Source organism: Microbulbifer maximicatervae (SeqCode) (genome assembly GCF_056231245.1).
Window position 1 is genome coordinate 4,537,080 of sequence record NZ_CP174334.1, and the last position, 25,553, is coordinate 4,562,632.

Genomic DNA, 25,553 nt, shown 5'->3' on the forward strand with positions numbered 1-25,553 from the left:
TTCAATCTTGCACCCGGCTCCCTGCGTTGCGATAGGCGCAGGTCAGCCGGATTTTTTTGCCCTGCAAGCGGTGAGATTCATATAGATCACCTCGTAAGTTACCGGCAATCCACGCTCTTCCCGCTTATTCTCATAGGCCACGGACAAGTGCTGCAGTTTGCGACGACCTGTCATACCTTTATCAGCCGCCCGGTTAATATTGTGTGCACCCACTCCCTTAAGCTCCCGCATCAACTGCCGCAGGCTATCAAAGTGCAGTAGGCGCAATTCATCCGTAACCAATCCGCTGAGACCACTGTGCAGCGCCGCTTCACGCCACTGCTCGGCGGGCAGGAACTGATTCACATGTACACCCCCATCCACTTGAGCCCAACTCTGTTTCAATTCCACCAGGGTTTTAGGGCCAAGGGTGGCAACCAGGCACCGCGCTTCGGGAGCCAGTATTCGTTGCAACTCTGCAAACAATTGCGGCAGACGGTAACACCATTGCAGCGCCATACTTGAAAACACCAAATCAATACTACCCGCCGCCAGGGGTAACTGTTCGGCATCGGCCGCAACGTAACCATCAGCTTCGGGTCTTTGCGTCCGGGCAAATTTCAGCATCCCCTCCGCCAGATCCAGGGCAATAATTTGCGCCTTAGGAAAATGCCGCCGCAACAGTTCAGTACCGAATCCGGTGCCACTGCCCAAATCGAGGATTGTGCGGGGTGCCCAGCTGTCATCGGCTTGGGCCAACAGTTGCCGGCAGACTGCCCGCTGCAGATGGGCGCAATCATCGTAGCCCTGTGCTGCCCGGGTAAAAGAGCGAGCTACCGCAGCCTTATCAAACGGCTCAGCCGGGGGATTTCCAATAGACTCGAGAAGCTCGAATAGATATTCAGCGACGATGTCAGCTTTGGTGCAATGGGGTAAATGGCCCGTCTCGGGTATGACTTTGACGGTGCCCCCACACGCCTCAATGGACCGAGCAGCTTCAATGGGAACCAGGGCATCCCTGTCACCAAACAGGTGCCGTGCCGGCACGGACAGATGTTCCAGGTATTGGCGATTATCCAACTCTGCCAGACAGCACAATGCTTCCCGCCAGGCATCACTATTTATTTGAGGTGTTTGTGCCTTAAGGTCTTTAAGTAAAGAGCGCATGGCGCTATCACCCCGCGCCTGCAGCGAGCAAAATCGCTCCCAGGTACTCTCCGGAGATGATGTAAAAGCATCGAAAAATGCCTTGAAAGTGCTCTCGGCCATGCCCGGCCAGCCATCTCGTTCCACAAAGCAGGCATTGGCAGCTATGGTCATTAACCCCAGAACTTTGTCCTGCTTCGCTATAGAAGCCAGGCGAACGGCCAGCATACCGCCGAGGGAGTGGCCAACCAGGATACAGCGAGGGGGAAGTTGCTGGTAAAGCTTCTGCAGCAAAGCTTCTAGTGGGGGCCAGTCTTCAGCGCCCTGTGTAGCAAATCCAGGTAACTCAATACAGTGGAGTTGCACTTCTGTACGACGCGCCAGGGATTCTATAAGCGGCTGCCAAAGGTCTGCACTCCCGCCCCACCCGTGCAGGAAAACCAAGTGTTCAACCCGTATCACTTATCCAGTACCCCTGCGTCCTGCAAAATCTGCTGCAGCGCGCCTAGTAGGTCATCGATATTCTCGGCCCGGTGAGCCGCGCTCAGGGTAATGCGCAAGCGTGCAGTGCCCAGCGGCACTGTAGGCGGGCGAATGGCACCCACCAGGAATCCGCGCTCCTGCAATTCTCTGGCAACCGCCATCACAGTACTTTCACAGCCCAACACCAGCGGCTGTATCGCACTGGCCGACGCCTGAAGAGGTAGACCGAGCTGTAGTGCCCTGCGGCGGAAATAAGCGATATTTACCCGCAAGCGCCCTTGCAACTGAGGCTCATCGCGAATCAATTCGATAGCAGCCAAGGCACCGGCAGCCACTGCTGGCGTCATTCCGGTGGTATAGATATAGGGCCGCGCAAACTGGGTGAGGAAATCTATCAGTGCCCGGGAGCCCGCAATAAAGGCACCGGCATTGCCAACCGCTTTACCCAAGGTACCCATCACAACCGGGGCTTGTTCCTGGGTCAGCCCCGCCAGGGCACAGCTGCCCGCCAGCGGGTATGCTTCACTACCCATTACGCCAAAGCCGTGGGCCTCATCAACCATTAACCAGGCGTTGTATTGCTTACACAGAGTGGCAATCTCAGCCAGAGGGGCCAAATCACCATCCATGCTGTAAACGCCATCCACCGCTACTAAAGTAGCGCCACCCCGGCTAGTAGCGCGCTGCAATTGGCGTTCAAGGCCAGCGAGATCGTTATGGGCAAAGCGCAGACTGTTGGCGCCACTCAAGCGGGCACCGTCAATCAGTGAGGCGTGATTAAGCCTGTCCGAAACAATATTGTCGGCTCGCCCCAACAGGGCACAAATAGTGCCGATATTCGCCATGTAGCCACTCGAGAATATCAGCGCCGCTTCTCGCCCGCTTACTTCGGCGATGCACTGCTGCAAGCGGTGATGAATATCCAGGTGACCATTAACCAGGTGAGAGGCTGTGGCGCCTGCACCACACTCTGCTCCCGCCTTCTGTGCTGCGATGACTTCCTCGCGGCTGGCAAGCCCCAGGTAGTCGTTACTGCTAAATACCAGTAGCTCCCGCCCGTCGACCCGGGCTCGCGGCCCGGGTGCGCGATCGAGGGTTTTTAGCTCCCGGTACAGATTCTGCTGGCGGCGCTCGGCGAGGCGCTGTTGCAGGACTTCATTCAGGGTCATTTGGCCGCGTCGTAGAAGAAAGCATCATTTTGCTGTTCGGTGATCTGCGCGTTCAATTCCGCTTCCACCTCAGCCTCATCGGCGTACTGCTGATACTCTTCTGGCTTAATACCCAGGCGACTGAACAACTGCATATCTTCGTTAGCTTCCGGATTCGCAGTTGTCAGCAGTTTTTCACCGTAGAAAATAGAGTTGGCGCCGGCAAGGAAGGCCATTGCCTGCATCTCATCGCTCATCTGCTCGCGACCGGCGGATAGGCGCACATGGGATTTCGGCATCATGATACGGGCCACAGCAATACAGCGAATAAATTCGAAGGGGTCCAGGTCCTTTTGTTCTTCCAGCGGGGTACCGGCGACTTTTACCAGCATATTGATGGGCACTGATTCGGGGTGCTCCGGCAGGTTCGCCAATTGCATCAATAACCCGGCGCGATCTTTATCGCCTTCACCCATTCCCACAATGCCACCAGCACAGACCTTCATTCCCGCTGAGCGCACTCGCCCCAAGGTTTCCAGGCGATCCTGGTAAGTGCGAGTGGTAATAATCTCACCGTAATATTCCGGCGAAGTATCCAAATTGTGGTTGTAGTAATCGAGGCCTGCATCCGCCAACTCCTGGGCCTGATCATCATTTAGCATGCCCAGGGTCATACAGGTTTCCATACCCAACGCCTTTACTTCTCGTACCATCTGGGTCACGTAAGGCATGTCTTTTTTCTTGGGGGAGCGCCAGGCGGCCCCCATGCAGAAGCGGGTAGCACCGCCGGCCTTAGCTGCCCTTGCCTCCTGCAACACCTTTTCAACCTTCATCAGTTTTTCCCGCTCCAGCCCGGTGTCATAGCGGGCACTTTGGGGACAGTAGGCACAGTCCTCAGGGCAAGCACCGGTCTTGATAGAGCAAAGGGTACTGACCTGTACCCGATTGGCATCAAAATAAGCTCTGTGCACTTGCTGCGCGGTAAACATCAAGTCGCTAAACGGCATGGCGAAGAGGTCCAGTACCTGCTGGCGGGTCCAGTCGTGGCGGATCTCTGCGGCGGGCATTTGCTGGGCGGCAGTCACAGGGCGTACTCTCTCTGTTGCTTATTAAAATCGGATACTCACAGCCTGTTAGCAGGCTCTAGCGGCATCGATCAGCGAGCTATAATTCAGCGCCTGCCGTTCAATCCACCAGACTGGCCAGTTTAGCCACGGCCAAACCGCTGTCAACTCGGAAGAGACGATATGGTTTACAAGCTTTTCAGTAGAAAACTTGCCCAAAGTCTGGCCCGCTGCCTGCTGTGCGGCGGAGTATCGGGAGAGGTTGGAATCTGTTCTGCCTGCACTCAGGAACTACCGGCGCTAGGCCGCGGCTGCCGCTACTGCGCCCTACCCTTGGCGGCGGCAAAAGATAATATTTGCGCGGCCTGTTTACAGAGGCCACCCGCCTTAAAGAAGATCAGTGCTGCCTGGCAATACGCTTACCCGATCAACCACTTAATCCAACATTTCAAATACCACCGGGACCTGGCCGCCGGACACAGCCTTATACAGCTAGCAGCCCGCCAATTGGGGCTTCCAGAGGATATGCCTGACATACTTACCCCGGTTCCTCTGCACTGGCGTCGCTATTGGCAACGCGGTTACAACCAGGCTCAACTTATTGCCAGTGGTCTGGGGCAAAACTGGTGCCTGCCAGTAGATCTGCAACTACTGCGCAAAACAACTTCCACCAAAACCCAGTCTCAACTCAGCCGCAACCAACGGCTGAAAAACCTGTCTGACAGCTTTGCCGTGCGCGGAGAAATATCGGGTGCCCATATCGGCCTGGTAGACGATGTTGTAACCACGGGAGCGACCCTCGAAGTCATCACTCGCCAGCTACTCACAGCCGGGGCAAAACAGGTCAGCGCCTTCGTTTTGGCCAGAACGCCATGACTGTTCGGCGCGACTACAAATAGACCCATAGTCACCCCAACGTCACAATAGCTTACCTTGCCGTTCTGGCGCCTCAGTCCCTCACCTGCCAGCACTGCTAAGGTTCTAACAGCGACTAAATTGCCCGCATTTCTGTTGTCGCGGGCCAGGAATTCAGCGATGAGTGAATACAAGTTGCCACGGGGCATTGTCATCAGCGGCACAGGCCTGTGGACCCCACCGGAATCTATTAGCAATGAAGAGTTGGTAGATGCCTATAACACCCATGCCGAGCAGTACAATCTTGAGCATGCTCAAGAGATCGAGGCCGGTGAGTGCGCGGCAAAACCTTTCTCTTCTGCAGAATTTATCGAGAAGGCCTCAGGCATCAAGAGCCGCTATGTGGTGACCCGCGATGGCATCCTTGATCCGAAGCGCATGCGCCCCCTTATTCCCGAGCGCGCAGATGACGAGCTGAGTGTACAAGCCGAAATGGGCTTAAAGGCCGCCAGACTAGCTCTGGAGAAAGCCGATAAGCAGGCGTCTGACATTGATTTGGTCATTGTCGGTGCCTCCTATATGCAGCGCGCCTACCCCGCTATTGCTATTGAAATCCAAGGTGCACTGGGTATCGATGGTTTTGCCTTTGATATGGAAGTGGCCTGCTCCTCAGCCACCTTCTCACTTCAGCGTGCGGTGGATGCGATCTGCTCAGGCTCAGCCAAAACTGTACTGGTCATCAATGCCGAACTGGCCTCACCACAAGTGGATTACACCGACCGAGACAGCCACTTTATCTTTGGCGATGTAGCCGTAGCCAGCATTATCGAGCGCAGAGAAACCTGTACTGTCGAAAGCGCCTGGGAAATTCTCGGCACCAAAGCGAAAACCGTTTTCTCCAACAATATCCGTTCGAACTTTGGCTACACCGCTCGCGCCGCCGATGTGGACCCTTTTGGCCCCGGTAAGTTGTTCCGCCAGAATGGGCGAAAGGTATTTAAAGAAGTTTGCCCCATGGCGGCGTCCCATATTGAGGCCCACCTGCAAGAGACAGACACCGATCCTCACAGCGTGCGCCGCTACTGGCTCCATCAGGCCAATATCAATATGAACAACCTGATCGCCAAGAAGCTAATGGGTGACAATGCAAGCGTTGAACGCGCGCCCATCGTTCTGGACCGCTACGCCAACACGGCAAGTGCCGGCTCAGTTATCGCATTTAATTTGCACAGCGATGACTTGCAGGTCGGTGACCGGGGAATTATCTGTTCCTTTGGTGCAGGCTATTCTATTGGCAGCTTGGTATTGGAAAAAATCTCCATTTAATTTTGAAATATTTTCGGAGTTCGGGAATAAATACTGAACTCCGAAACAACCACCAAAAAGACCGGTGGTTCTCACTACCACTAACACCAGGATTTTATTAACCGGCGACCTGGCCTTCACAAATATCTATTAAAACTATGCGCGATCCAGCCGCAGCGCATAGCAACCATAAGCAGCGAAGCGCAGCAGAGCGAAATCAATCTGATCCTGCATAAAATATTCACTCACTTCTGTTTTTATTTGTTCAGGGCCCACCAATTTCGCAGACACGATATGCTCTTCAGCGCTATAGGCGCGAAGCACTAGTGGCACACCATTCTTGAAATAATCTTCCGCATTATTATTTAGCGGGGGGAAGCTGTTCTGTACTCTGAAGTTTTGTTCCGGCTGTGGCTGCGCCAGTACAAATACAGGCCCGTACTCCCGATAAGGACCGGCAAAAGAGAAAGGGCAGTAGCTGGCCAGGAGGATTTTCTCCCCGGGCCGTGCGCGCCGTCGCACATCACGACATGGCTCACCGCCCTGGGCGCTCAGCTGCCGTACCGGCTGCCCTAGATCATCTAGACCTGCTTGACGAACCTTTTCTAAAAAATCTTCGCGGATAGGTGTTACGGTAAAAGTCATGGCTAAGGTCACCCCACTTGCTAAAAGAGCGAGGTTACTGAACACCAAACAGCATCGCTGGCCAGATTCGGGCGCGTCATTCCAAGTGAGTAGCAGTTATTTTTTTGCGGACTCTTCAAGCTCACTCAACAGACCTTCCGCCCAACTGATCCAGGTCTTTTCCGCCTCAATACCCAAAAGCAGGGTTTGATGTGCCAACCAGTAGCGCTCCTGGAGCGCTGTATCACTCTTTAATACGCGCTCATTTTGCTCCTGGTAACTTTCCAGAGAGCTGCGATGTTGGCGCAGTTGGCCCTCCAGAGCATCTCGCATTTCATCCTTGCTCAGGTTGTGACCGGCGAACATACGCACCAGAAAAGGCTCGCGAATCTTCTGCGGCGCACTGGGCTGAATGACCCAGTCACGCAGCTCGGCGCGGCCTAGATCCGTGAGGCTATAGACCTTCTTGTCCGGCTTGCCTTCTTGGGCCTGCTCCTCACAGTCCAGCAGGCCCTCCTCATGTAACTTGTGCAGCTCGCGATACATCTGCTGATGGCTGGCACTCCAGAAGTGGGAGACGCTGCGCTCAAAGCGCCGCTTAAGGTCATATCCACTGCCGGGCTCAATATCCAGCAAGGTGAGAACGGCAAAGCGCAGAGACATGAAAACTCCAACTCATCTTATGCAAAGAGTTGCATATTAACCGGAGCCAGCCATTTATGACCAGCTGCCGGGTTTTCATAACAAGATAATTAGATTAATAAAACATTAAAAAATAGGACAAATGTATCGACAGAAACTAACAGTCGAGATGTAAGGCTAGCTTTTATGCAAATTGGAGATATAATCGCCGGCTTGTCGCCAAAGTCGTTTAGGCGGCCACTGTCTACGAGGTTGTTTGCCCAATGTCCGCGCCCGCACTATCCCCATCCAGTCCAGATGCCCCAGATGAAAAGGCTTCTGGTGCGCGCCGCTGGGACTTTATGCTGGACATCTTCGCCATGAATAGCTTCTCTTGGGCTGTAGCGATCCCCATCGAGCTGGTTCTGGCGGGTATGAGTTGGAACGAACACCTGAAAGTTCGCCTGATGGCCCTGGTATTCAATACCCTTATCGCCCGCCCATTCAGTATGTATCGCAACTGGATTGTGAACCGTTTTGGGGGTGGCGGCTTTATCAATGCCTACCTGGTAGACACCTTTGTATTCCTCAGCTTCCAGTTCCCGCTATATATGGCCAATATGCGCCTCGGTGGGGCCAGCTGGGACGAAATTGCCACCGCCAGTATTACTTTTATGCTCATCGCGGGAGCTCTTGGCCGCCCCTACGGAATTTATCTCGACTGGGTGCGCCGAGTATGGATTAATACGCTTGTCCCCCTGTGGAGCAAACGCGCTGCCTGAGGGGTCACCGATACTCGATTAGGCATTACGAGAGAGGAACATGACTGTGTTGACCGATAACGCCATTGAAAACAGTTCCATGACCGTTGGCGTGGTCGCCGGCACCCCCACAGATACCCGCTTCGGGTTGGACTTCCTCGCCGCGCGCCAACTTCGTGGCGTGGGCCTGTCCCTATCTTCCTCTCCCCAGGCCCAGACTCAATTGCAGGCGCTGGAGCGCGACGCCCTTACCCAACAATTGATCGAAGCCATTGAGCAGCTGTACCAGGCCGGTGCAGAAGCGGCCATGATCTACTGCAACTCTCTTTCCGGTGCTGTGGATATGACGGTGGTAAAAGCTGCCTCCCCCATTGAGGTGGTATCCCCTCTTGAGGTCTACGCTGAGCTTACCCAGCGCTATCGCAACTTTGGACTGTTGGCCGCCAACTGCCAGAGCTGCGCCAATATCGAGCGGGAAATACTCGAGCGCAATACAACCGCCAAAGTCATCGGTATTGGCAACTTGCAAATTGTGGAAGATATCGAGGACGGCCTCGCCGCAGAAATGATTGTTCGCCAACATGCCCTTGATGACTTGGTCGCGGCATTGGTGAAAAGCGGCGTACAGATCCTGATTTTGGGGTGCACCCATTTCGATTATTTTTATCGGGAACTGCTCGCACACTGCGATGGCATTCGCCTTTTCCTTCCCTCAGAGCGCATGTTGCAATTGCTGCAAGAGCGCATCCCCCAAGCCGCCTGAATACTATTTCCTCACGATAGCTCCGGCGTAATTTGTTCTGGAGCTGTCGCTAAACTACCCATTCAACCTAGTAAATTGCTGCTAGATCCTTCTATGTAATCAGATGCAATCTGTGGATTAACTCCCTGCCAAAAAGCCGGCTACCCGATCCAAGGGCAGGACAGACGGGGCTGGCAGGCTACTTCTCTCTTGGTTCGTTCACTGAAGCGCCTCTGCTCCCCCCACAGCAGAAGGAAAATTTTTCTTGTACCAAAAGCGGGCTTATTGCAGTATCAAAAATCTCCGATGTGCCTGGGTATCCATTACAACAAGTCGTATTAAAACCTTTTTGGACTGCAGGATTTAGTCCAATTTAAATAACGTTGGTTACAAGGATGATAGAAACCACTTTGTCTGGGGGAATTCCCTCTCGTCACGTATTCTTGCGTGCCATATGCCTCGGCCTATTGGTCTCGGGTTCGGTATTTTTATCGAGTACTGCACAGGCCGATGTTATTACCACACTAAAAAGTCAGGTCCCGCTCTTTTGGATGGGAATACCTGCTGTGCTTCTACTGCTAATTTGTGCGTTTGCAATAAATAGGCAAGTTAAATTACGCCAATTAACTCTCGATACCAATGCTCGGCTTAAAAATTTGAGCAAGGAAAATAGCAATCTTTTCCAACAGGTACACAGTCGTAACAGCGAATTTATCGCACTGGAAAAACAACTTGCCGACGCTCTCAGTGAGCTGGAACAATTGCGCCAGGAGAAATCTGATCTCCTCACCATAACCCGGCACCACTTACAGCATCCCCTGGATACACTTCTCGGCACTTTGAATTTATTGGCTCGCAGCGAAGACAACAATACGCGCGCCCTGGTAGAAATCGGGAAAAGACAATTAAACAGCGCCCTTAAATCCCTGGAGAACTTACATCAGTGCGGTAATGTTGAAACAGTAGAATTAAAACTCCCCACTGAAAGCCATCGTGCACCCGGCAAACAGCTCTCTGTATTACTCGTTGAAAACAGTAAGCATGACTCCCTTCAGCCCACCCTTGAGACCATGGGCCATAACGTGCAACGGGAGTGCAATGGGATCGATGGGAGCAGCGCGGCACTGCAAAAAAATTTCGATCTTATTTTGGCAGATACCCATCTTCCGTTGATGGATGGTGTTGAAGCAGTGCGGGAAATCCGCAGGGAGAGAGGTGCAGAACTACCTATTTTTGCCCTTTTACAAAATGCCAGCTCTGGCGATAAGGAGCGCTACCAGGCCAGAGGCTTTACCGGGGTATTGACCCACCCGATCGGCGACCGACAGCTGATGCAATTATTGAGTTGGGCTGTTCGCCGAAGCCAGGGCATTGCAGGCCCCCAGGGAGCAAAGCCCACTCGACTCCTTAATACCAATACCCTATTTCGCCTGCGGGATACATTGGACCACCATACGTTTGCCGAATTACTCAGCGAGCGCACCGCCACCCTGCCAAAACAAATAACGTCATTAACCAGCGCTATTACTGGACGCCACTGGCTTGATGCAGAACAGCAGGCACAAAGACTGGCTCGCTCAGCTATTGAGGTCGGCCTCGAAACAATAGCTTCTCGCTTGCGCACCCTGGCCGCAAACCTCTCTATCGATAGTGAAAGAGAACATTGTCGCCAACAGCGCACAGAGCTGTTACAGCTTATGCGCGAATCTGTGCGCCAGCTAAAGGCCTGGCGCGAGCGCAATGTTCACACTGAGTGGGCATTAAAATAGACTACCCTACTGTGCTCCGATTTCGAGCCACAGTACTCTTACTGGGAAATAATGGGGCGGAAAAGGCGTCTGCAATCCACCGCGCAAATAACACATCCCAGCGCAGCTAAGTTGAAATGCACTATTTGCACCACACTATATTGGAGTGAATAGTAGAGAGAACAAGTTATGTCAGAGCAGTATCCCGAACGCAGTCAGGAAGCCCGAGAACAAAGCGGGCGCGACCTGGCCATCATGGTTTACCTGATCCAGGCGATCAGCTTATTTACCGCAGTACCATTTTTTATCGGGGTATTAATCAACTACTTTAAGCGCAGCGATGTTCGCGGCACCCTGGCCGAGTCCCATTTCCGCTGGCAGATTCGCACCTTCTGGTTTTGGCTGCTGTGGACCATTGTTGGCTCCCTAACCATTTGGGTACTGGGGCTGGGCTACCTGATTCTGGCAATTAACTGGGTATGGGTAATCTATCGGGTTATTCGCGGCTGGCTGACACTTGTTGACCGGCGCCCAGCTTATTAATGGCAAATATTCTATTAGATGGGCCCAGTATCTTGGACCCATCTACTTCTCAGTAAGAAATGAACCCAAGGTTTCCTTACTGAAATTAGCGACTTTCACACCTCGAAAAAGACAAAAGCAGATTGACTAGCCATAAGGCTGTATCGACCTTTCCTCATTTTCTTTCTCAAGCCCTTATTCGCCAAAAGTTGCAGCTGCAACATTGCATGCTTCAGCGCAAAGTGTGCGAATATGCCTATCCGATTGACTTTCACCGCGTTGTTAACAGGGAGAAATAGATTCGTGAACCAGGACCAGAATGCCCCCTTGCGGGAAGATGTACGCCTGCTGGGTGACGAGCTCGGCGCAGTATTGCGAAACCAAGTTGGCGAGCCACTATTTGATACCGTTGAGAATATTCGTCAGGCGGCCGTTGAAAGCCGCAGCAAAGGGGCGATGCAGGCCGATCACTTGCGAGAGCTACTCGACCCCCTGGATGATGCGACCCTATTGGAAGTTGCCCGGGCATTCAGCCAGTTTCTAAACCTGGCCAATATTGCTGAACAGCGCCATCGCGAGAGACTGCACCGCCAGCACCAGCGCTTTCCCGGAGATCCCGATACAGACCGCGGCCTGCGACAGGTACTGGCAGAGTTAAGCAAAGCGGGGAAGTCTCCCGAGGAAATCCACGGGACACTAAAAGAGTTATCCGTAGAACTGGTCCTAACCGCTCATCCCACCGAAGTGACACGCCGTACCCTAATTCGCAAATACGATCGAGTTGCAGACCTGCTCAACACACTGGACAGGCCCGACCTGACCCCTGAAGAATCCCAGGATTTACGTCGCCACCTACAAGAACAGATCCTTTCCGCCTGGAGCACCGACGAGATCCGCCGCTCCAGGCCCACCCCAGTTGATGAAGCCAGGTGGGGCTTTGCCACCATCGAACAATCCCTGTGGCAGGCAGTTCCGAGGAGTATGCGGGAAATAGACAGTGAATTGGCCCTGGCCAAGCTGCCCCCATTACCGGTTGATTGGGTTCCCATCCACTTTGCCTCTTGGATGGGGGGAGACCGGGACGGCAACCCCAATGTCACCGCCAGCGTCACCCGGGAAGTTCTGCACCTAGCCCGCTGGATGGCCGCCGACCTCTATCTGCGCGATGTGGAAAACCTGCTCGCAGACTTGTCCATGCATCGCGCCAGCGAAGAACTTTTACAGCGCACTGGCCCCAGCCACGAGCCCTATCGCCTGGTGCTGCGCCAGGTTCGCGACCGTCTCAAAATAACCCGGGAAAAAATGGAGGCCCGCATTGGTCGACGTGCAGAGCCTTCCGGCCTCGCGTTTACCAGCAGCGAGCAGCTGGCCGACGAGCTGCGCCTGATCGACCGCTCCCTGCGCGATGTGGGCCTCTCAGCCATCGCCGATGGCCAACTTAAAGATACCCTGAGGCGACTCAACTGCTTCGGCATCACTTTATTGCGCTTGGATATACGACAGGAATCCACCCGCCACGCTGACACCCTGGATGCCATTACCCGCTATCTGGGTATGGGCAATTACAGCAGTTGGAGTGAAGAGGAGAAACAGGAGTTCCTGGTGTCCGAGCTGGACAGCCGCCGCCCACTGGTGGACGAGAGCTTTTACCGCAGTGATTTCTGTGACGAAGAGGTAAGTGAAGTCTTACAGACCTGCAAGGTCATTGCCGAACAGGGTCCCGAGGGATTAGGTGCCTACGTTATCTCAATGGCGACCACACCTTCCGATGTTCTCGCTGTAATGCTGCTGCAAAAAATTGCCGGGGTGCAGGTGCCAATGCGAGTGGTTCCCCTGTTTGAAACCCTCGACGATCTCGATGGTGCAGCTACCACTATGAGTACCCTGCTGAATATCCCCCTCTACAAGCAGCGTGTGCTCGATGGCCAGGAAGTGATGATCGGCTACTCGGACTCCGCCAAGGACGCCGGCTTCCTGGGCGCCGCCTGGGCCCAGTACCGCACACAGGAAGCTCTCACCGGTATATTCCGCAACCACGGTATCCCCCTAACTCTGTTTCACGGCCGTGGCGGCTCCATATCCCGGGGCGGCTCTCCTACTCGTATGGCCCTGCTGTCGCAACCACCGGGATCAATAGCCGGACGTATTCGCGTTACCGAACAGGGAGAAATGATTCGCTTCAAATACGGCCGTCCCTCTGTAGCCGCCTACAACCTGGAGCAGTATGTCGCCGCAACTCTGGAGGCGACACTGATGCCCCCGGCAGAGCCGCGTTCGGAGTGGCGCGCGGAGATGGACCGGCTCACGGAAGTCTCCGTCGGCAACTATCGGGAAGTCGTGCAGGATGACCCAGCCCTGGTGGCTTACTTGCGCACTGTCACCCCGGAAACCGAGCTGAGCCGCCTGGCCCTGGGCAGTCGCCCGGCAAGGCGTAAACCCGGTGGCGGTGTCGAATCACTGCGGGCGATTCCGTGGGTGTTTGCCTGGACCCAGATACGACTGATGTTACCGGCCTGGCTGGGCACTGGCGCCGCCTTGGAGAATGCCCTCAAGCACGCAGATGAAACTGATATCTTGCGGGATATGAGCCGCCAATGGCCCTTTTTCCAAGGCGTTGTGGATATGCTAGAAATGGTACTGGCCAAGGCCGATCCCCGCGTTGCCTCCTGGTACGAAGAACGACTCACCCAGGATGCAGACCTAATCCAACTGGGTGTCAGTTTGAGAGAGCGACTGGCTCACACCGTAGAGGCCCTAAAACAGCTTACCGGGCGGGAGAGCTTGTTGGATAACAATCCCGTAATGCGCTGGTCCATCCGCGTGCGCGATCCCTACACTGACCCTTTGCACCTATTGCAGGCCGAGCTGATGGCACGTTTGCGCGAACGGGAAAGTGATGCGGTACTGGAAAGTGCGCTGATGGTCACTATCGCAGGGATTGCAGCGGGCATGCGCAATACGGGTTAAAAGACCACGGCAGCTGTGATGATACTGGGATTTGAGGCCTGCTTTTTTCACAATAGCAGGCCCCCAAGCAATCAGAACCTGCCGGTAAGTGCCATCACGAACAGGTCTGCCGGCAACTGCTCTCCATTCACCTCCAACTGGCCACGATTGACCTTGAGGTACATTTGCAGCTCACCCTTGTCTTCGATCAGCAGGCCATAATCTCGCAGAAGCATTGCCTGACCTACCAGGGGGGACTGCAAGAGCGCCTGCTCTGCAGCGCTAACGGTCATACTACCTACCAGCGGTTTGAGCCACTGATCGATCTCACTGGCACCTCGGCGGGAGGATTTGCGCATACCCCGCCAATCGATATCAGCATCCACTAACACCGGGCCATTGCGAGATTGAATCGCCAGCTGTTGCTCCAGGCGCAGCGGGCGGCTCATTTCACGGGCCCAATTCCGCTCAGGGGCCGGCAACAATACGCGCAGGTAGTGCCCCAGATCCGCAGTCTTAATTCTCGGCAAGGTCATCTGCTGGCGCACAGAGGTAATCGGTGTTGCCGAGTCCACGGTGGGGAGCTTCAGGTCACTGATAACTTTCAGGGTCTGGGCAGCCAACTCTTCCAAGGTCAGGTCCAGGGTAACATCGCGCAATTGAACCGGTCCGGAATCTGATTCTGCCCTCAGCAACGACAAGCGCAGCTCCGCATTACCGCCCTCGCCAGGCATATATTCAAACTCGCCTTCAAGGGGCTCGGTAAACAGTACTTCGATACCTTCGCGAATATGGCGCAAGCTTCCCAGCTCCACGACACCGTTCAGCACAGCACCGGTGTAATCCGTAGATACGGCAATCTCCCCACCGTCAAACTCCAGCTCCCCGAGTGGGCCAGTATTTTTGAAAGAGTCTAAGCGGAGGGTATTCAGCACCCGGTTGTCGGCGGTAACCAGGGTTTCCAGAACTACCGGACTCGCCTGTAAAGCGCCATAAATGGACTCCAATTGAGCGCGCAATTCAGGCTGTAGTTGATCCAGCTCCAGCCGGGTCTCGGTATAAACCACACCCAGGCGCGGCCCCTTAGAGGTAAGCAACACCGGCCCATGATGGATCTCGGTATTGAGCTGGGTAGTGCCATCCGGCAATGCCACTTCAGTATTGGTTTCAGCACCAAACCATCCGCGTTCGTAACCCGTGGAATTCCCCCCCTGCAAGCGGCCCAATTGCTGCTTCCAAATTTCCTCTACTTTGGGGCCGATAAAACCCGGCGCAGCCAGGGCAGATATCACCATTAGGGCAAGCACAATAAATAGAAGTGAACGCAGTAGTTTCATAAAAAATCATCTAGCGAAGGGGTTTGCGCCGATGGTATCAGATTATGAGGCTATTAGTGCGACAAGAGCCTCGTTACTTGGTACGAGTGCTGAACATTCATCAACCACGGCATAAGGACCTACGACCCATTTCTAAAGAGCAGAATCTCGGCTTGTAAATTAGTAAATCTAATATTTCAAAAGCTCTGATCAAGCCTAAGAAGAGGGATTTGTAAGCGGCCATAAATTGAAATTGACCATTATCGCTAGAGATCACCTCACATGTCTCTTGATCCCCTGTGGCACGCCTGAGTAATTTTATGGCTCGATGACAGTTTTAAACAACAATGTATTTTTTTAAACCACCCTTTAACTTCCCTTATTCAGAGCCGTTTAAAAGGTAGCTAACAATCTATTTTTCTTGTATTTCAATCTAACCCAGATTCCTATCTCCACGATTTAGCTTTCTTAAAAATACCTCCGCAAAATAAAGGTCCTGATTACTATAAGAAAACCGCTATCTAGGAAATTTTTTTGATTTATACCTATTCATGTAAAAAATAATTATTGAATTCATAACCGTTATCTCGATCGGATCTTAAAAGATACCTTTACAACAACCGAAACTTCCATTACCGCACGTTGGGACACTCCCCCAGTTTGAGTAGACTTGTGGCCAAACTAGGAGAAGGAGAAGACGTTATGCGATATCTTGTTTCAATGGTGCTCTTGTGTTCTCTCGCAGGTTTCAGTTATGCAGATGACCGCATGACGCGCCTCCCATCCAACGCTGAACCCGTGCAAATTCTCGGCAAGACTTATTATCAAAGTGGTAATACTTTCTATGCCTTTAATGAGCAGGGCCGTTATTTCTACAGAGTACAGCCCCCCACTTCTATTCGTAGTTATGAGAATCCCCGGGATATGTATATCCGCGGCTCACAACCTCGCCCCCAAACTTGGGGTCTGACTAGAGACCAGGTAGAAGGCTGTATGAATGCCGCTGCAGATATGGCAAATGCTAACCCTGCAGTAGGTGGTAAGATTTATATTCGCGAATATAACCGCTGTATCAGTAACTTGCGCTAGCCATTGTGGCTATATTTACTGCTACAAGGGGCCTTCGGGCCCCTTCTTTCAATCGTTATTTTTTTACAGTTACTAAACTAGCAAGTCTTTCAACACACTAAAGCTATCAATCCTCTAATTTTAGAGCTGTGAAATATGCGAGCCGCTATTATCAGGTCTTATGGCAGTCCCATCGAAATTGCAGAGATGCCCAAACCCTCACCGGAGAAAAATAGTATTTTAGTAAAGGTTCAATCGGCCAGTATCAACCCCCTCGATAACTGGGCAATATCAGGGACTTTACAAAATGTAATGCCTGTAAAAATGCCGCATATTGTCGGGTACGATGTTACTGGGAAAGTAGTAGAAATTGGCAGCGCTGTCAGAAATTTTAAAATTGGCGATCTGATTTTTGCACGCCCCGATACAAATCAAGCAGGTACGATTGCCGAATACACTTCAATCAAAGCAATGGACGCAGCTATCCGCCCCAGCAATCTTTCTAACAATGAGTGTGCCGCTTTCCCTCTCGTGGGTTTAACAGCCTGGCAATCTCTCGTTGAAGTGGGAAAGTTACAGAAAGGACAAAAAGTCCTTATTCATGCCGGCTCTGGCGGAGTCGGTTCTATCGCTATTCAAATTGCCAAATATATAGGCGCCTTCGTAGCCACAACCACCAGTGATGCCAACTTTACATTAGTCAAACGACTCGGTGCCGACACTGTTATCAATTATAAAACCGAAAAATTTGAGGAATTACTCGAGGATTATGACCTTGTACTCGACTCTTTAGGCGGAGAAGTATTAGAAAGGTCTGCCAAAGTTCTTAACAAACATGGTCTATTAGTATCAGTCTCCGTCAAAGCTAAAGGGTCAGATATCTTAATTGAAAAGATGAGGCAGCGTCTCCAACTAGTCTATTCATGGCCAAGTGGCACTACTCTCGCAGAACTTGCTTCATTACTTGAGAAAGGATTTTTGAAACCGGTTATTGATAGAGTCTACCCCATACATGAAACTCAAGCCGCACTCGACTACCTAAATAAGGGAAGAGCCAAAGGTAAAATAGTTATTGATGTGTTGCAGGGTAAATAAACGATAGTATAGGATTTCAGCCTAGACTCAAAAAAACTGGAGCCCTAGTGAAACGGATATTTCTATTTTTGGGTACCCTGATTTCTGCCGCCAGTTATGCACAAAATATAACTTTGGCCGAAGCTGCTCTGGAGCGAACCTATCATAAGGTACGCTACGATCCTGCTTATGTGTCTATCCCCTATCCAAATGGAGATGTGCCGGCTGATACCGGTGTTTGTACCGACGTAGTGATTCGATCATATAGGAAGCTGGGGATCGATTTGCAAAAAGAAGTTCACGAGGATATATCGGGCCATTTTCAAGCCTACCCGTCTAAACGCATATGGGGACTTTCCAGGCCAGATAAAAATATTGATCACCGGCGAGTACCCAATCTACAGGCTTTTTTTACTCGCAAAGGGCAATCACTCTCAATAAGTGACAAGGCAGAGGATTATCTACCGGGGGACATCGTTACCTGGATGCTGCCCGGTAATTTACCGCATATCGGTATTGTGACTGCGAAACGCTCTCAAAAAACCAACCGGTACTTGGTCGCACACAATATCGGGGCTGGACCCGTGCTGGAAGATATGTTGTTTTCCTTTAAAATTACCGGGCATTACCGATACAACGCCGGCCAGGCAACCGAAAAGATTGAGTAGCGAAAAAACTACGCTATTTCCAAGCGATTACGGCCTTTCTTTGACCGGGATATGGAGAAACATTTCCGCTGTCGGGCTGGCAACCTGATATCTGGGTGGGTACAGCTCAAAGTCTGGCCTCTCAATATAGTCGTAATTGGACTTTGGCAACCAGCTTCCCCAAATATACTTCAATGTCTGTTCCAGGGTGGTAATAGATCCACGGTGAACAAATTTTGCATATAGCTGCTCCGGTAGTTCCCGCGCCACCATACCCTCGGGTACCTGAGTCAGGTCGGCAACCGGCGCACAGCAGACATACTTAAACTGAATTTCATCACCCGCTTCCTCATAACACTCATAAATACCAAAAGATTCATCGCTGATACGATTGGGGATTTTATCCCTGTAGGGCCGAAATGCAGACCAGAGCTTTGGCAAGCTGAGATTTTCATGGTCGTATTCCTGCGCTACCCCCACCAATTGCATCGCAGGCCGAGAAATAATTTGTGGCTCCATGGATAGCTCATTTTGCAAAAAGTGCAGCATATGAGGGCTAAATTGATCCTTATACAACAACCGAAAAGGATCCTGCTGCTTTCGATACTGCGCCGGGGTTACATTAAATAAAGCTTTAAACGCGCGAGTGAAGGCTTCTTGGGAATCAAATTGGCACTCCATGGCAAGCTCAAGAATACCAATATCTTCACTCAACAACCTCTTTGCGGCAACGGTCAATCGGCGCTTACGCAAGTACTCTTTCGGTGAGTCCCCCACTAATGCTTTAAAAATACGACTGAAGTGATAGGTTGAGTAATGAGAGGCCGCGGCAATTTCATGAACAGAAATTTTGTCGTATAGATGCTGCTCTACGAAGTTGATACTTTTAAAAAATCGCTGCATGAGAGGCTCCTTTACTGCCTGTTTACGTTGGGACGGTGAGATTTTCGAGCAACACCTTCCCGTATTAGTATGCCTTTAAATTAAATTCGCTCACTAGTGATAAAAAAGCGTAAATGGGCAAATGCTTTGTCCCTCAAAGGAATAATCGCCTGGTAGGCTGGATCATTAAAGAATGCATAGATCGCCTCCCGATCCGGAAAAGATACCACAACAAATGCCCTTGGTGACCGCCCCCCGTCCAGGGCCTCTTCCACATCATAAGAAGCAATAGGCACCCCCCCATACTGTTGCATTAATTGCGGTGCCAGACCACTATACTGCTGAAGAGCCTGCAATTCCTGTAAGTTTGGTGAAGACTCTATATGTAAAAATACTGGTAACAAAGTAATAACCTCTTAAGTGTAAATAACTTTTAGTTGCTTAACTAATAGCTTCTAATGACTAACCTTGAGAGGCTACTCGCCTATGCCAAAAAACCAGAAGTGGAACTATCGCAAGCTCAATAATCGTAGGGGGTAAGACCTGATCATCCACCAATCCAAATTCCAGAATATTGCTTAAGCGGCCCAGACCGCCAATAAAGAGGGATAAAGCCACGAAGTAAAACAATGCTTTATGTTTTTCGATATTGCTCAGGAAATACAGTAGAACCAATCCCTGGACAAAGAAAACACCAAAGGCAAATCGATATTGATTATCCCCAAATCCTCTCAAGGGGCTATCCGGGCCAAAAATCATAGCACCACCACTCAGAGCTGCACTGCCATTCAGCCCTCCAAATGCACTGATACCACCGGGTACAAAACAGATCACCGCTAGCGCTACCACTAACAATTGGAAAATTTTTCTTTCTATAGAACTCGCCTGATTCATAGTGTCACCTTAGTTTGCCGTATTTGGAGTGATGACCTAATCATATTGGCCAGTAAGGCCCTATTTTTGATATTTCTTGCGGTCTTGGTATCCCACTAAGACAGCAAGAAATGTCAAAAGACGAGGCGCTTAACCGCTTATCTTTCTCTCCAACAGCCGGGTATATCCATATCCGGGCACCAGTTCCCAATATCCACAGAAACAGAAAGATGATTAAGAGTGTTTTGATTACCGGAGCGAATGCAGGCTTAGGCAGGGAATGCGCCAAGCAACTGGCGGAATACCAGCAGATTAACAAGATCTATCTCGGCTGCCGCAATCTGCACAAAGCCAAGGAAGCCCAAGCCGATCTGGTGTCGGTAACAGGCAGGAATATCTTCGAAGTATTGCTGATCGATGTCGCGGATCAACAATCTGTGAAAGAGGCAGTTAAGAACCTGGACTCCCCAGTTGATGCGCTGGTTATGAATGCTGGCGGTACCGGGGGGAAAGAGTTTTACAACAAGACCCCCGAAGGAGTCACACAAATTTTCGCCGTCAACCTGCTTGGGCATGCTCTACTGACTAACGAGTTACTGAAAGCCAATAAATTAACCCAGACTGCTATCTATGCCGGCTCCGAGGCCGCTCGCGGCGTAAAAGAGATGGGTATGAAGCGACCAGACCTGAAAAGCGCCTCTGTGGAGGAATTTATGCAGATCTGTGAAGGAAAGCTCTATGCCAGTACCAAAGACGCTACGGTACCCTATGGTCCGATAAAGTATATGGGCGCCCTATGGATGTCTTCCATGGCGCGGGAATTCCCCCATATCCGCTTCGTAACCATGAGTCCCGGGGCTACGGTAGGCACAGAGGGCTTCAATACACTGTCGTTATTCAAGCAATATATGATGAAGGGCATGATGCAGATTATGCTGCTACTTGGCAAAGTCCACAAAGTAGAAATAGGCGCCAAGCGCTATATCGATGCCCTACTGGATACAAGATCCTTCCGCACAGGTATTTTTTACGGCAGTGAACGCGGATTGACTGGACCTCTTGGTGAACAGCGGAAGCTTTTCCCGGACCTGGACAATCCTACCTATCAAGACAATGCCAAAACGGCGATCAATCGCTTTATCTATTGAAGGGTCGCATCAGGGAAGGGCCCTGTACACCCTTCCCTGCCCCCAAGTTAACGCCACCGATACCGCTTGTTTACCTATACTTGACTGTTAAATACTTACTGCTAAAAACAGCCAATGTTTCGGGTAATCTTTTCCCTGCTGTTGTTAATTCCCCTTGCCCTGACTGCTGCTGAAGATGTAGCTAAAGCAACTCCCCTGCGGCTGCTGGATCCAGCAACTGTGGATAAGTTCGTCAATGAACTGCCAATACCCGCAGAAATCCGCCCTCAGGGCTCAGTCCCGATTAAACTACCCGCCCGCCCCACTGAAGTTTGGATGGGGCTACGGGATAAGGAAGGCAAACGTTTAATGACAAAAGCCTGGGGTTTTGAATATGCAGGTCGCATCCACTCTCCTGGCCCTACTATTCGCGCCCGAGAAGGCCAACCGGTATTTGTACACTGGGCCAATGAGCTACCGGGTCCACATCTATTTCCTGTGGATCGATCCATTCACCTCGCCGACGTAAAAGATCCAAAAGCTGTACCTATGGTTATCCACCTTCACGGCGGGCATACAGAGTGGAAAAGTGACGGCAATCCCCTCGCTTGGTACACCCGCAATTATCATGAGACGGGACCATTATTTGAGAAAAGGATTTACGAATACGACAACTCCCAGGATGCCGCCACTATCTGGTATCACGACCACACCCTGGGCATGACGCGCCTTAATGTTTACGCAGGTCTATTCGGTTTTTACCTGGTTGGCGATGACAATGAAGACCGTCTGATACAGGAGAGGCTCCTCCCTGCAGAAGAGCGCACTTTTGTAGCCGCTATTACAGACAGCTTGTTTAGCTCCGATGGGCAGCTGTATTTTCCTGGCTGGAGGGACCAGCCTCCATCACCGGTTTCCCATGAGGTGGTTAAGGCCAATTGGCCCAATCCGTCCCATCTCGACGAATTTTTTGGCAATTTTATTCTGGTAAACGGTATGACCTGGCCCAAAGTCAGTGTCACTCCACACGTCTATCGATTGCGATTACTCAACGCATCTGATACTCGCACACTGATACTCAGGATCGACGAAAATACACCCTTTGTACAAGTCGGCGGTGACGGCGGATTTCTCGATTACCCTGTAAAATTGAACGAGTTGATATTGGCACCCGCAGAGCGAGCAGATGTTTTAGTAGATTTCAGCGGTTATGAAGGACGTGAACTAACACTGCGAAACTTTGGACCGGATGTCCCTTTTAAAGGCTTTGTAGAGGCCAATGACCCAAAGAGTTCGATTCCACTTGTCTACAACCCGGGAGGTAAACGCGTATTAAGCGATGGACGCGGCGGCATCACACCAGCTACCGATCCAAATACTACAGGCCAAATCCTACAATTTCATATTGCTTCAACACCGATCCCCCCCCCTTCTAATAAACAGAAATCAGAGATTAAAAATACCACTGGAGATTTAAAACTCAGCCTAAATACTCCCTTGCGCACCCCACTTAATAGGCTTAACCAAGCCAGTCGCACACGACAACTTGCCACCTATCGGTTGGATGATCCCTATGGCCGCAATCTGCTCATGTTAGGTCCAGTAAAGGAGGGCTCCCTATTTTTTGAAGACCCTACTACAGAAATAATCCAACACAACGCCGTTGAGATCTGGGAAATATACAACCCTACAGTATCGGCTCATCCAATCCATATTCATCTGGTGGAATTCCAGGTACTGGATCGCCAGCCTTTTAAAGGAAAACTTATTGCCAAGCAGCAGAAATTTATGCATACAGATAAGATATTTCAGGGTGCACGCCTGGAAATAGAATCTCTACAGGGAAAACCCCTTCCACCACAACCAGAAGAAAGCGGCCCCAAAGATACGGTCATCGCGCTTCCCGGCCAAGTGACCCGGGTAATTGCGCGCTTTGACCGCGAAGGCCTTTATGTATGGCACTGCCATCTACTATCCCATGAGGATTACGATATGATGCGGCCATTTAGGGTAATGGAATCAGAGCCAGTAAATAGCAACTAATCTACCAACCTTAATTCAATGCCTTAGGCCAGAAAAAAATCAAATAAATCAAATAAATCAAAAAGTGTCTAGCCGCCAGTTAGATCCAAATACGGCTTTAACTATTAAATTATAAATATAACACCAACAATAATCTTAACTCCCTCAACGACATCTACATCTTCCACCACTTAAAAGCCAATTAAAACAACAGAACTTTAAAAAAAATATCGATGAAACGCACCATCACTGGCAATTATAATTCATCAGCCGCACTTGAGAAATCAGCCCTGCAAAGATGTTTACAGAAAATAATGAAAAAAATAAAAATATCAATTATTTGCTAAACAATAAGATATCTCCACCAATAGTGCCACGAAAACCAAACCTTAAGATATTAAAACATCTAGGGAACCTCTGAATAATTCTGAGTCAATTTGGTAATATTCACCTACCCATCAAGACTACGATGAATCATGCACCAAGTCACCTTTGCCGAAGCAGAATATAAGCTAAAGCGTCGTATAACTCGCCGAGAGAAGTTTCTTTCTCAAATGGAAACCCTCGTCCCATGGCAGCGACTAGAAGCTCAGATCACTCCTTGTTACCCACAAGGTAAACGTGGCCGACAGCCATATCCATTGAGTGTCATGCTTCGTATTCATTGCATGCAGCTATTTTACAATCTCAGTGATCCCGCTATGGAAGATGCACTGTATGAAATTGAATCCATGCGTAGTTTTGCTGGATTGACTTTGAGTAGCCCAATTCCCGATGAAACAACGATTCTTAACTTTCGCCACTTACTGGAGCTCAATCAGCTAGGTGCAGCTCTTTTTGATGAAATCAACAAACACCTTGCTGAGAATGGGATGGTACTGCGTGAAGGCACGATTGTAGATGCCACTATTATCTCTGCGCCAACTTCAACTAAGAATGAAAAGAAAGAACGTGACCCGGAAATGCATCAAACAAAGAAAGGCAATCAGTGGCATTTTGGGATGAAAATGCATATCGGGGTTGATGATGTGCTCGGAGTAATACATAGCATAGATACAACAGCAGCGAATTCGCATGATGTCACAACCACAGAGCGAGTTCTCCACGGGGAGGAGAAAAGAATCTGGGGAGACTCTGGGTACATTGGTGCGGAGAAACGTGAAGAGTTGAAAGAGCGGGAGGCGGATTGGTATATAGCAATGAAGCCGAGCAAGCTAAAAACTCTTCCAGGGCGTGATGCACTCCGTAAAGCGGAAAAGATCAAGGCGCAGATAAGAGCGAAGGTCGAGCACCCCTTCCGCTACATCAAACGGGTATTTGGTTATGACAAGGTCCGCTATCGGGGACTGGTAAAAAATACTGAGAGGCTGTGCTTACTGGCAGGCTTTACCAACTTATTAATAGGGAGAAAATACTTGGCTGCCTAGGGGTGGTTCGCCTGAAACCCACCTATTGAGGGTTTCAGATGAAAAATTAGGGGACTATTACGCGAAAATTACGCGTTTGTGCGTAATAAAGTGAATTTTTCAAGCAGCTCAGCTTAATTCTGGAAAAATGCTTCGTTGATCAGAGGATCCCTAGAGCAGTTCAGCATTGAGGGCAATAAAAGACACAACCTCCCTCAAAATCTGGACATACGTTCCACCAAGCAAAATCTCAAAAAGGAGAAAACTATATGCAAAAACATAAAATTATTTTATACTAAAATATAAACCATCAAATCCAAATATAATCATTCTGATTAAAACTAATCAAGAGATCCAGATGAAAAAATTTTTGACTGCAACTATATTACTTGCATTCTCCGCAAATGTTTTCTCTGCTGCTTGGACAGCAAAAATAACAAAGATCCAGGCCGAAGGCATTGGAGAGAACTATAATGTTTTATATCTTGATACCGATATAACTAACTCTATGTGTGAGAACACAAATGCACAAGATAGAATTACCATAGTAAATGAAGCCCAGCATAGCACTGCTCTTGCTGCGTTGATGGCAGGGAAAATTGTACAAGTTATGGAAAGTGGCACAAATTGTAATGAAGCTGGACTAGCCAACATAAATTATATAATGATTTACTCTGATAAATAAGCCGCTGCCGATGACCATTCTATTATTAGAAATAACGTTACTTGCACAAGCAATATCACAGAATAGAAAAACCACTTAATAGTTTCCATCCTATTTACAGAGAACCAAAAAAATATTAGTTTTTATGAAAATGAAAAATTTATTCTCCGGACTACTACTCGCGCTACTATCCAGCACCAGTTTTGCATCAAGTACCATTGAGCCGAATAAAACTATCGAAGGTATTACTACTTATAAATACTACGCGGTTATTAAATTCTCACCAGATGCTATTGGTGACGAATTAGGGGAAGACTGCTCATCTGGGTCAAGTAACCATGTAGTCATAGAGTTCGATCACAATGATGGAACAGACAATAATGACACTAAAGAGCAATTTTCATCACTTATGGCTGCATATTTTGCTAAATCTAATACCGTAGGTTTTGGAGTAGAGGGTTGCAGAGAGGGTAACGGAAATAACCACCCTCTGATTTATCGGGTAGATATCTGATCTTCAAGTTTGTAGT

At 50.3% G+C, this 25,553-nt stretch carries 24 protein-coding genes; 15 read left to right on the plus strand and 9 right to left on the minus strand.

All coding sequences use genetic code 11. The annotated features are described in order from the left end of the window. Positions 1 to 42: 42 nt before the first annotated feature. The 3 genes from bioC to bioB are packed head-to-tail and all read right to left on the minus strand — an operon-like array spanning position 43 to position 3,823. The gene (gene bioC / locus ACJJIS_RS19925; protein WP_475708894.1) at positions 43 to 1,587 is read right to left on the minus strand and encodes a malonyl-ACP O-methyltransferase BioC; all 1,545 of its coding nucleotides are present in this window, start codon (positions 1,585 to 1,587) and stop codon (positions 43 to 45) included. After that, a complete protein-coding gene (bioF, locus tag ACJJIS_RS19930) occupies positions 1,584 to 2,777 on the minus strand; it encodes an 8-amino-7-oxononanoate synthase (protein WP_444914902.1) in 1,194 nt (397 codons plus the stop codon). The genes bioC and bioF overlap by 4 nt, the downstream gene beginning before the upstream one ends. Then, positions 2,774 to 3,823: a biotin synthase BioB gene (gene bioB, locus ACJJIS_RS19935; protein WP_413665834.1), complete on the minus strand. Its 1,050-nt coding sequence runs from the start codon at positions 3,821 to 3,823 to the stop codon at positions 2,774 to 2,776. The genes bioF and bioB overlap by 4 nt, the downstream gene beginning before the upstream one ends. 180 nt (positions 3,824 to 4,003) lie before the next feature. Between bioB and ACJJIS_RS19940 the strand changes: the two genes are divergently transcribed. Further along, a complete protein-coding gene (locus ACJJIS_RS19940) occupies positions 4,004 to 4,696 on the plus strand; it encodes a ComFC family protein (protein ID WP_475708895.1) in 693 nt (230 codons plus the stop codon). 159 nt (positions 4,697 to 4,855) lie between these two features. Then, the gene (locus ACJJIS_RS19945) at positions 4,856 to 6,001 is read left to right on the plus strand and encodes a beta-ketoacyl-ACP synthase III (protein WP_444906554.1); all 1,146 of its coding nucleotides are present in this window, start codon (positions 4,856 to 4,858) and stop codon (positions 5,999 to 6,001) included. Positions 6,002 to 6,136: 135 nt separating this feature from the next. Here ACJJIS_RS19945 and ACJJIS_RS19950 read toward each other — a convergent pair whose 3' ends face one another. Together ACJJIS_RS19950 and ACJJIS_RS19955 are read right to left on the minus strand one after the other, a co-directional pair. Beyond that, on the minus strand, positions 6,137 to 6,625 hold the full coding sequence (locus tag ACJJIS_RS19950) for a DUF1203 domain-containing protein (RefSeq protein ID WP_444912000.1): 489 nt from the start codon (positions 6,623 to 6,625) through the stop codon (positions 6,137 to 6,139). Between the two features lie 96 nt (positions 6,626 to 6,721). Beyond that, on the minus strand, positions 6,722 to 7,267 hold the full coding sequence (locus ACJJIS_RS19955) for a PadR family transcriptional regulator (protein WP_444906556.1): 546 nt from the start codon (positions 7,265 to 7,267) through the stop codon (positions 6,722 to 6,724). Between the two features lie 242 nt (positions 7,268 to 7,509). Here ACJJIS_RS19955 and alaE point away from each other — a divergent pair, with 242 nt between their 5' ends. The 5 genes from alaE to ppc all read left to right on the plus strand — a co-directional run bounded on the left by alaE (position 7,510) and on the right by ppc (position 13,965). After that, on the plus strand, positions 7,510 to 8,007 hold the full coding sequence (alaE, locus tag ACJJIS_RS19960; RefSeq protein ID WP_413664185.1) for an L-alanine exporter AlaE: 498 nt from the start codon (positions 7,510 to 7,512) through the stop codon (positions 8,005 to 8,007). 40 nt (positions 8,008 to 8,047) lie between these two features. Then, the gene (locus tag ACJJIS_RS19965; RefSeq protein ID WP_444906557.1) at positions 8,048 to 8,749 is read left to right on the plus strand and encodes an aspartate/glutamate racemase family protein; all 702 of its coding nucleotides are present in this window, start codon (positions 8,048 to 8,050) and stop codon (positions 8,747 to 8,749) included. Positions 8,750 to 9,123: 374 nt separating this feature from the next. Beyond that, complete coding sequence (locus tag ACJJIS_RS19970; protein WP_444895363.1) at positions 9,124 to 10,497, plus strand: response regulator; 1,374 nt, start codon at positions 9,124 to 9,126, stop codon at positions 10,495 to 10,497. Between the two features lie 168 nt (positions 10,498 to 10,665). Continuing rightward, positions 10,666 to 11,019 (plus strand): DUF4870 family protein, encoded by a 354-nt coding sequence (locus ACJJIS_RS19975; protein ID WP_444906559.1) that lies wholly within the window; start codon positions 10,666 to 10,668, stop codon positions 11,017 to 11,019. Between the two features lie 282 nt (positions 11,020 to 11,301). Beyond that, on the plus strand, positions 11,302 to 13,965 hold the full coding sequence (ppc, locus tag ACJJIS_RS19980; protein WP_444926524.1) for a phosphoenolpyruvate carboxylase: 2,664 nt from the start codon (positions 11,302 to 11,304) through the stop codon (positions 13,963 to 13,965). Between the two features lie 71 nt (positions 13,966 to 14,036). Here ppc and ACJJIS_RS19985 read toward each other — a convergent pair whose 3' ends face one another. Then, positions 14,037 to 15,281, minus strand: coding sequence for a DUF945 family protein (locus ACJJIS_RS19985; RefSeq protein WP_475708896.1), 1,245 nt, complete (start codon positions 15,279 to 15,281; stop codon positions 14,037 to 14,039). 681 nt (positions 15,282 to 15,962) lie between these two features. Here ACJJIS_RS19985 and ACJJIS_RS19990 point away from each other — a divergent pair. From ACJJIS_RS19990 to ACJJIS_RS20000, 3 genes are all read left to right on the plus strand, one after another. After that, complete coding sequence (locus tag ACJJIS_RS19990) at positions 15,963 to 16,349, plus strand: hypothetical protein (RefSeq protein WP_282934530.1); 387 nt, start codon at positions 15,963 to 15,965, stop codon at positions 16,347 to 16,349. A gap of 135 nt (positions 16,350 to 16,484) precedes the next feature. Further along, complete coding sequence (locus ACJJIS_RS19995; protein WP_475708897.1) at positions 16,485 to 17,423, plus strand: NADP-dependent oxidoreductase; 939 nt, start codon at positions 16,485 to 16,487, stop codon at positions 17,421 to 17,423. 47 nt (positions 17,424 to 17,470) lie between these two features. Next, entirely contained in the window at positions 17,471 to 18,070 is a 600-nt protein-coding gene (locus tag ACJJIS_RS20000; RefSeq protein WP_444892648.1) for a DUF1287 domain-containing protein, read from the plus strand. Positions 18,071 to 18,097: 27 nt separating this feature from the next. Here ACJJIS_RS20000 and ACJJIS_RS20005 read toward each other — a convergent pair whose 3' ends face one another. The 3 genes from ACJJIS_RS20005 to ACJJIS_RS20015 all read right to left on the minus strand — a co-directional run bounded on the left by ACJJIS_RS20005 (position 18,098) and on the right by ACJJIS_RS20015 (position 19,825). Beyond that, positions 18,098 to 18,952 (minus strand): AraC family transcriptional regulator, encoded by an 855-nt coding sequence (locus tag ACJJIS_RS20005; protein WP_444892647.1) that lies wholly within the window; start codon positions 18,950 to 18,952, stop codon positions 18,098 to 18,100. 80 nt (positions 18,953 to 19,032) lie between these two features. Then, positions 19,033 to 19,335, minus strand: coding sequence for a DUF1330 domain-containing protein (locus tag ACJJIS_RS20010; protein WP_444940163.1), 303 nt, complete (start codon positions 19,333 to 19,335; stop codon positions 19,033 to 19,035). Between the two features lie 58 nt (positions 19,336 to 19,393). Continuing rightward, positions 19,394 to 19,825 carry a DUF4345 domain-containing protein gene (locus ACJJIS_RS20015; RefSeq protein ID WP_475708898.1) on the minus strand — a complete coding sequence of 144 codons (432 nt, stop codon included), beginning with the start codon at positions 19,823 to 19,825 and terminating at the stop codon, positions 19,394 to 19,396. A gap of 209 nt (positions 19,826 to 20,034) precedes the next feature. Here ACJJIS_RS20015 and ACJJIS_RS20020 point away from each other — a divergent pair, with 209 nt between their 5' ends. From ACJJIS_RS20020 to ACJJIS_RS20040, 5 genes are all read left to right on the plus strand, one after another. Beyond that, positions 20,035 to 20,952: an SDR family NAD(P)-dependent oxidoreductase gene (locus tag ACJJIS_RS20020; protein ID WP_475708899.1), complete on the plus strand. Its 918-nt coding sequence runs from the start codon at positions 20,035 to 20,037 to the stop codon at positions 20,950 to 20,952. Positions 20,953 to 21,066: 114 nt separating this feature from the next. Then, positions 21,067 to 22,974, plus strand: a complete 1,908-nt coding sequence (locus ACJJIS_RS20025; RefSeq protein WP_475708900.1) for a multicopper oxidase family protein — start codon at positions 21,067 to 21,069, stop codon at positions 22,972 to 22,974. 455 nt (positions 22,975 to 23,429) lie between these two features. Then, positions 23,430 to 24,380, plus strand: a complete 951-nt coding sequence (locus ACJJIS_RS20030; RefSeq protein WP_444959510.1) for an IS5 family transposase — start codon at positions 23,430 to 23,432, stop codon at positions 24,378 to 24,380. A gap of 337 nt (positions 24,381 to 24,717) precedes the next feature. Beyond that, positions 24,718 to 25,044 carry a hypothetical protein gene (locus ACJJIS_RS20035; RefSeq protein WP_444934739.1) on the plus strand — a complete coding sequence of 109 codons (327 nt, stop codon included), beginning with the start codon at positions 24,718 to 24,720 and terminating at the stop codon, positions 25,042 to 25,044. Positions 25,045 to 25,174: 130 nt separating this feature from the next. Next, a complete protein-coding gene (locus tag ACJJIS_RS20040) occupies positions 25,175 to 25,537 on the plus strand; it encodes a hypothetical protein (protein ID WP_475708901.1) in 363 nt (120 codons plus the stop codon). Positions 25,538 to 25,553: the final 16 nt, after the last annotated feature.

What these genes read in the sequence shown, in the direction of transcription:
- bioF (WP_444914902.1), bottom strand. Translation starts at nt 2,777, where the DNA reads ATGACCCTGAATGAAGTCCTGCAACAGCGCCTCGCCGAGCGCCGCCAG.
- bioB (WP_413665834.1), bottom strand. Translation starts at nt 3,823, where the DNA reads ATGCCCGCCGCAGAGATCCGCCACGACTGGACCCGCCAGCAGGTACTG.
- ACJJIS_RS19940 (WP_475708895.1), top strand. Translation starts at nt 4,004, where the DNA reads ATGGTTTACAAGCTTTTCAGTAGAAAACTTGCCCAAAGTCTGGCCCGC.
- ACJJIS_RS19945 (WP_444906554.1), top strand. Translation starts at nt 4,856, where the DNA reads ATGAGTGAATACAAGTTGCCACGGGGCATTGTCATCAGCGGCACAGGC.
- ACJJIS_RS19950 (WP_444912000.1), bottom strand. Translation starts at nt 6,625, where the DNA reads ATGACTTTTACCGTAACACCTATCCGCGAAGATTTTTTAGAAAAGGTT.
- ACJJIS_RS19955 (WP_444906556.1), bottom strand. Translation starts at nt 7,267, where the DNA reads ATGTCTCTGCGCTTTGCCGTTCTCACCTTGCTGGATATTGAGCCCGGC.
- alaE (WP_413664185.1), top strand. Translation starts at nt 7,510, where the DNA reads ATGTCCGCGCCCGCACTATCCCCATCCAGTCCAGATGCCCCAGATGAA.
- ACJJIS_RS19965 (WP_444906557.1), top strand. Translation starts at nt 8,048, where the DNA reads ATGACTGTGTTGACCGATAACGCCATTGAAAACAGTTCCATGACCGTT.
- ACJJIS_RS19970 (WP_444895363.1), top strand. Translation starts at nt 9,124, where the DNA reads ATGATAGAAACCACTTTGTCTGGGGGAATTCCCTCTCGTCACGTATTC.
- ACJJIS_RS19975 (WP_444906559.1), top strand. Translation starts at nt 10,666, where the DNA reads ATGTCAGAGCAGTATCCCGAACGCAGTCAGGAAGCCCGAGAACAAAGC.
- ACJJIS_RS19985 (WP_475708896.1), bottom strand. Translation starts at nt 15,281, where the DNA reads ATGAAACTACTGCGTTCACTTCTATTTATTGTGCTTGCCCTAATGGTG.
- ACJJIS_RS19990 (WP_282934530.1), top strand. Translation starts at nt 15,963, where the DNA reads ATGCGATATCTTGTTTCAATGGTGCTCTTGTGTTCTCTCGCAGGTTTC.
- ACJJIS_RS19995 (WP_475708897.1), top strand. Translation starts at nt 16,485, where the DNA reads ATGCGAGCCGCTATTATCAGGTCTTATGGCAGTCCCATCGAAATTGCA.
- ACJJIS_RS20005 (WP_444892647.1), bottom strand. Translation starts at nt 18,952, where the DNA reads ATGCAGCGATTTTTTAAAAGTATCAACTTCGTAGAGCAGCATCTATAC.
- ACJJIS_RS20015 (WP_475708898.1), bottom strand. Translation starts at nt 19,825, where the DNA reads ATGAATCAGGCGAGTTCTATAGAAAGAAAAATTTTCCAATTGTTAGTG.
- ACJJIS_RS20020 (WP_475708899.1), top strand. Translation starts at nt 20,035, where the DNA reads ATGATTAAGAGTGTTTTGATTACCGGAGCGAATGCAGGCTTAGGCAGG.
- ACJJIS_RS20025 (WP_475708900.1), top strand. Translation starts at nt 21,067, where the DNA reads ATGTTTCGGGTAATCTTTTCCCTGCTGTTGTTAATTCCCCTTGCCCTG.
- ACJJIS_RS20030 (WP_444959510.1), top strand. Translation starts at nt 23,430, where the DNA reads ATGCACCAAGTCACCTTTGCCGAAGCAGAATATAAGCTAAAGCGTCGT.
- ACJJIS_RS20035 (WP_444934739.1), top strand. Translation starts at nt 24,718, where the DNA reads ATGAAAAAATTTTTGACTGCAACTATATTACTTGCATTCTCCGCAAAT.
- ACJJIS_RS20040 (WP_475708901.1), top strand. Translation starts at nt 25,175, where the DNA reads ATGAAAAATTTATTCTCCGGACTACTACTCGCGCTACTATCCAGCACC.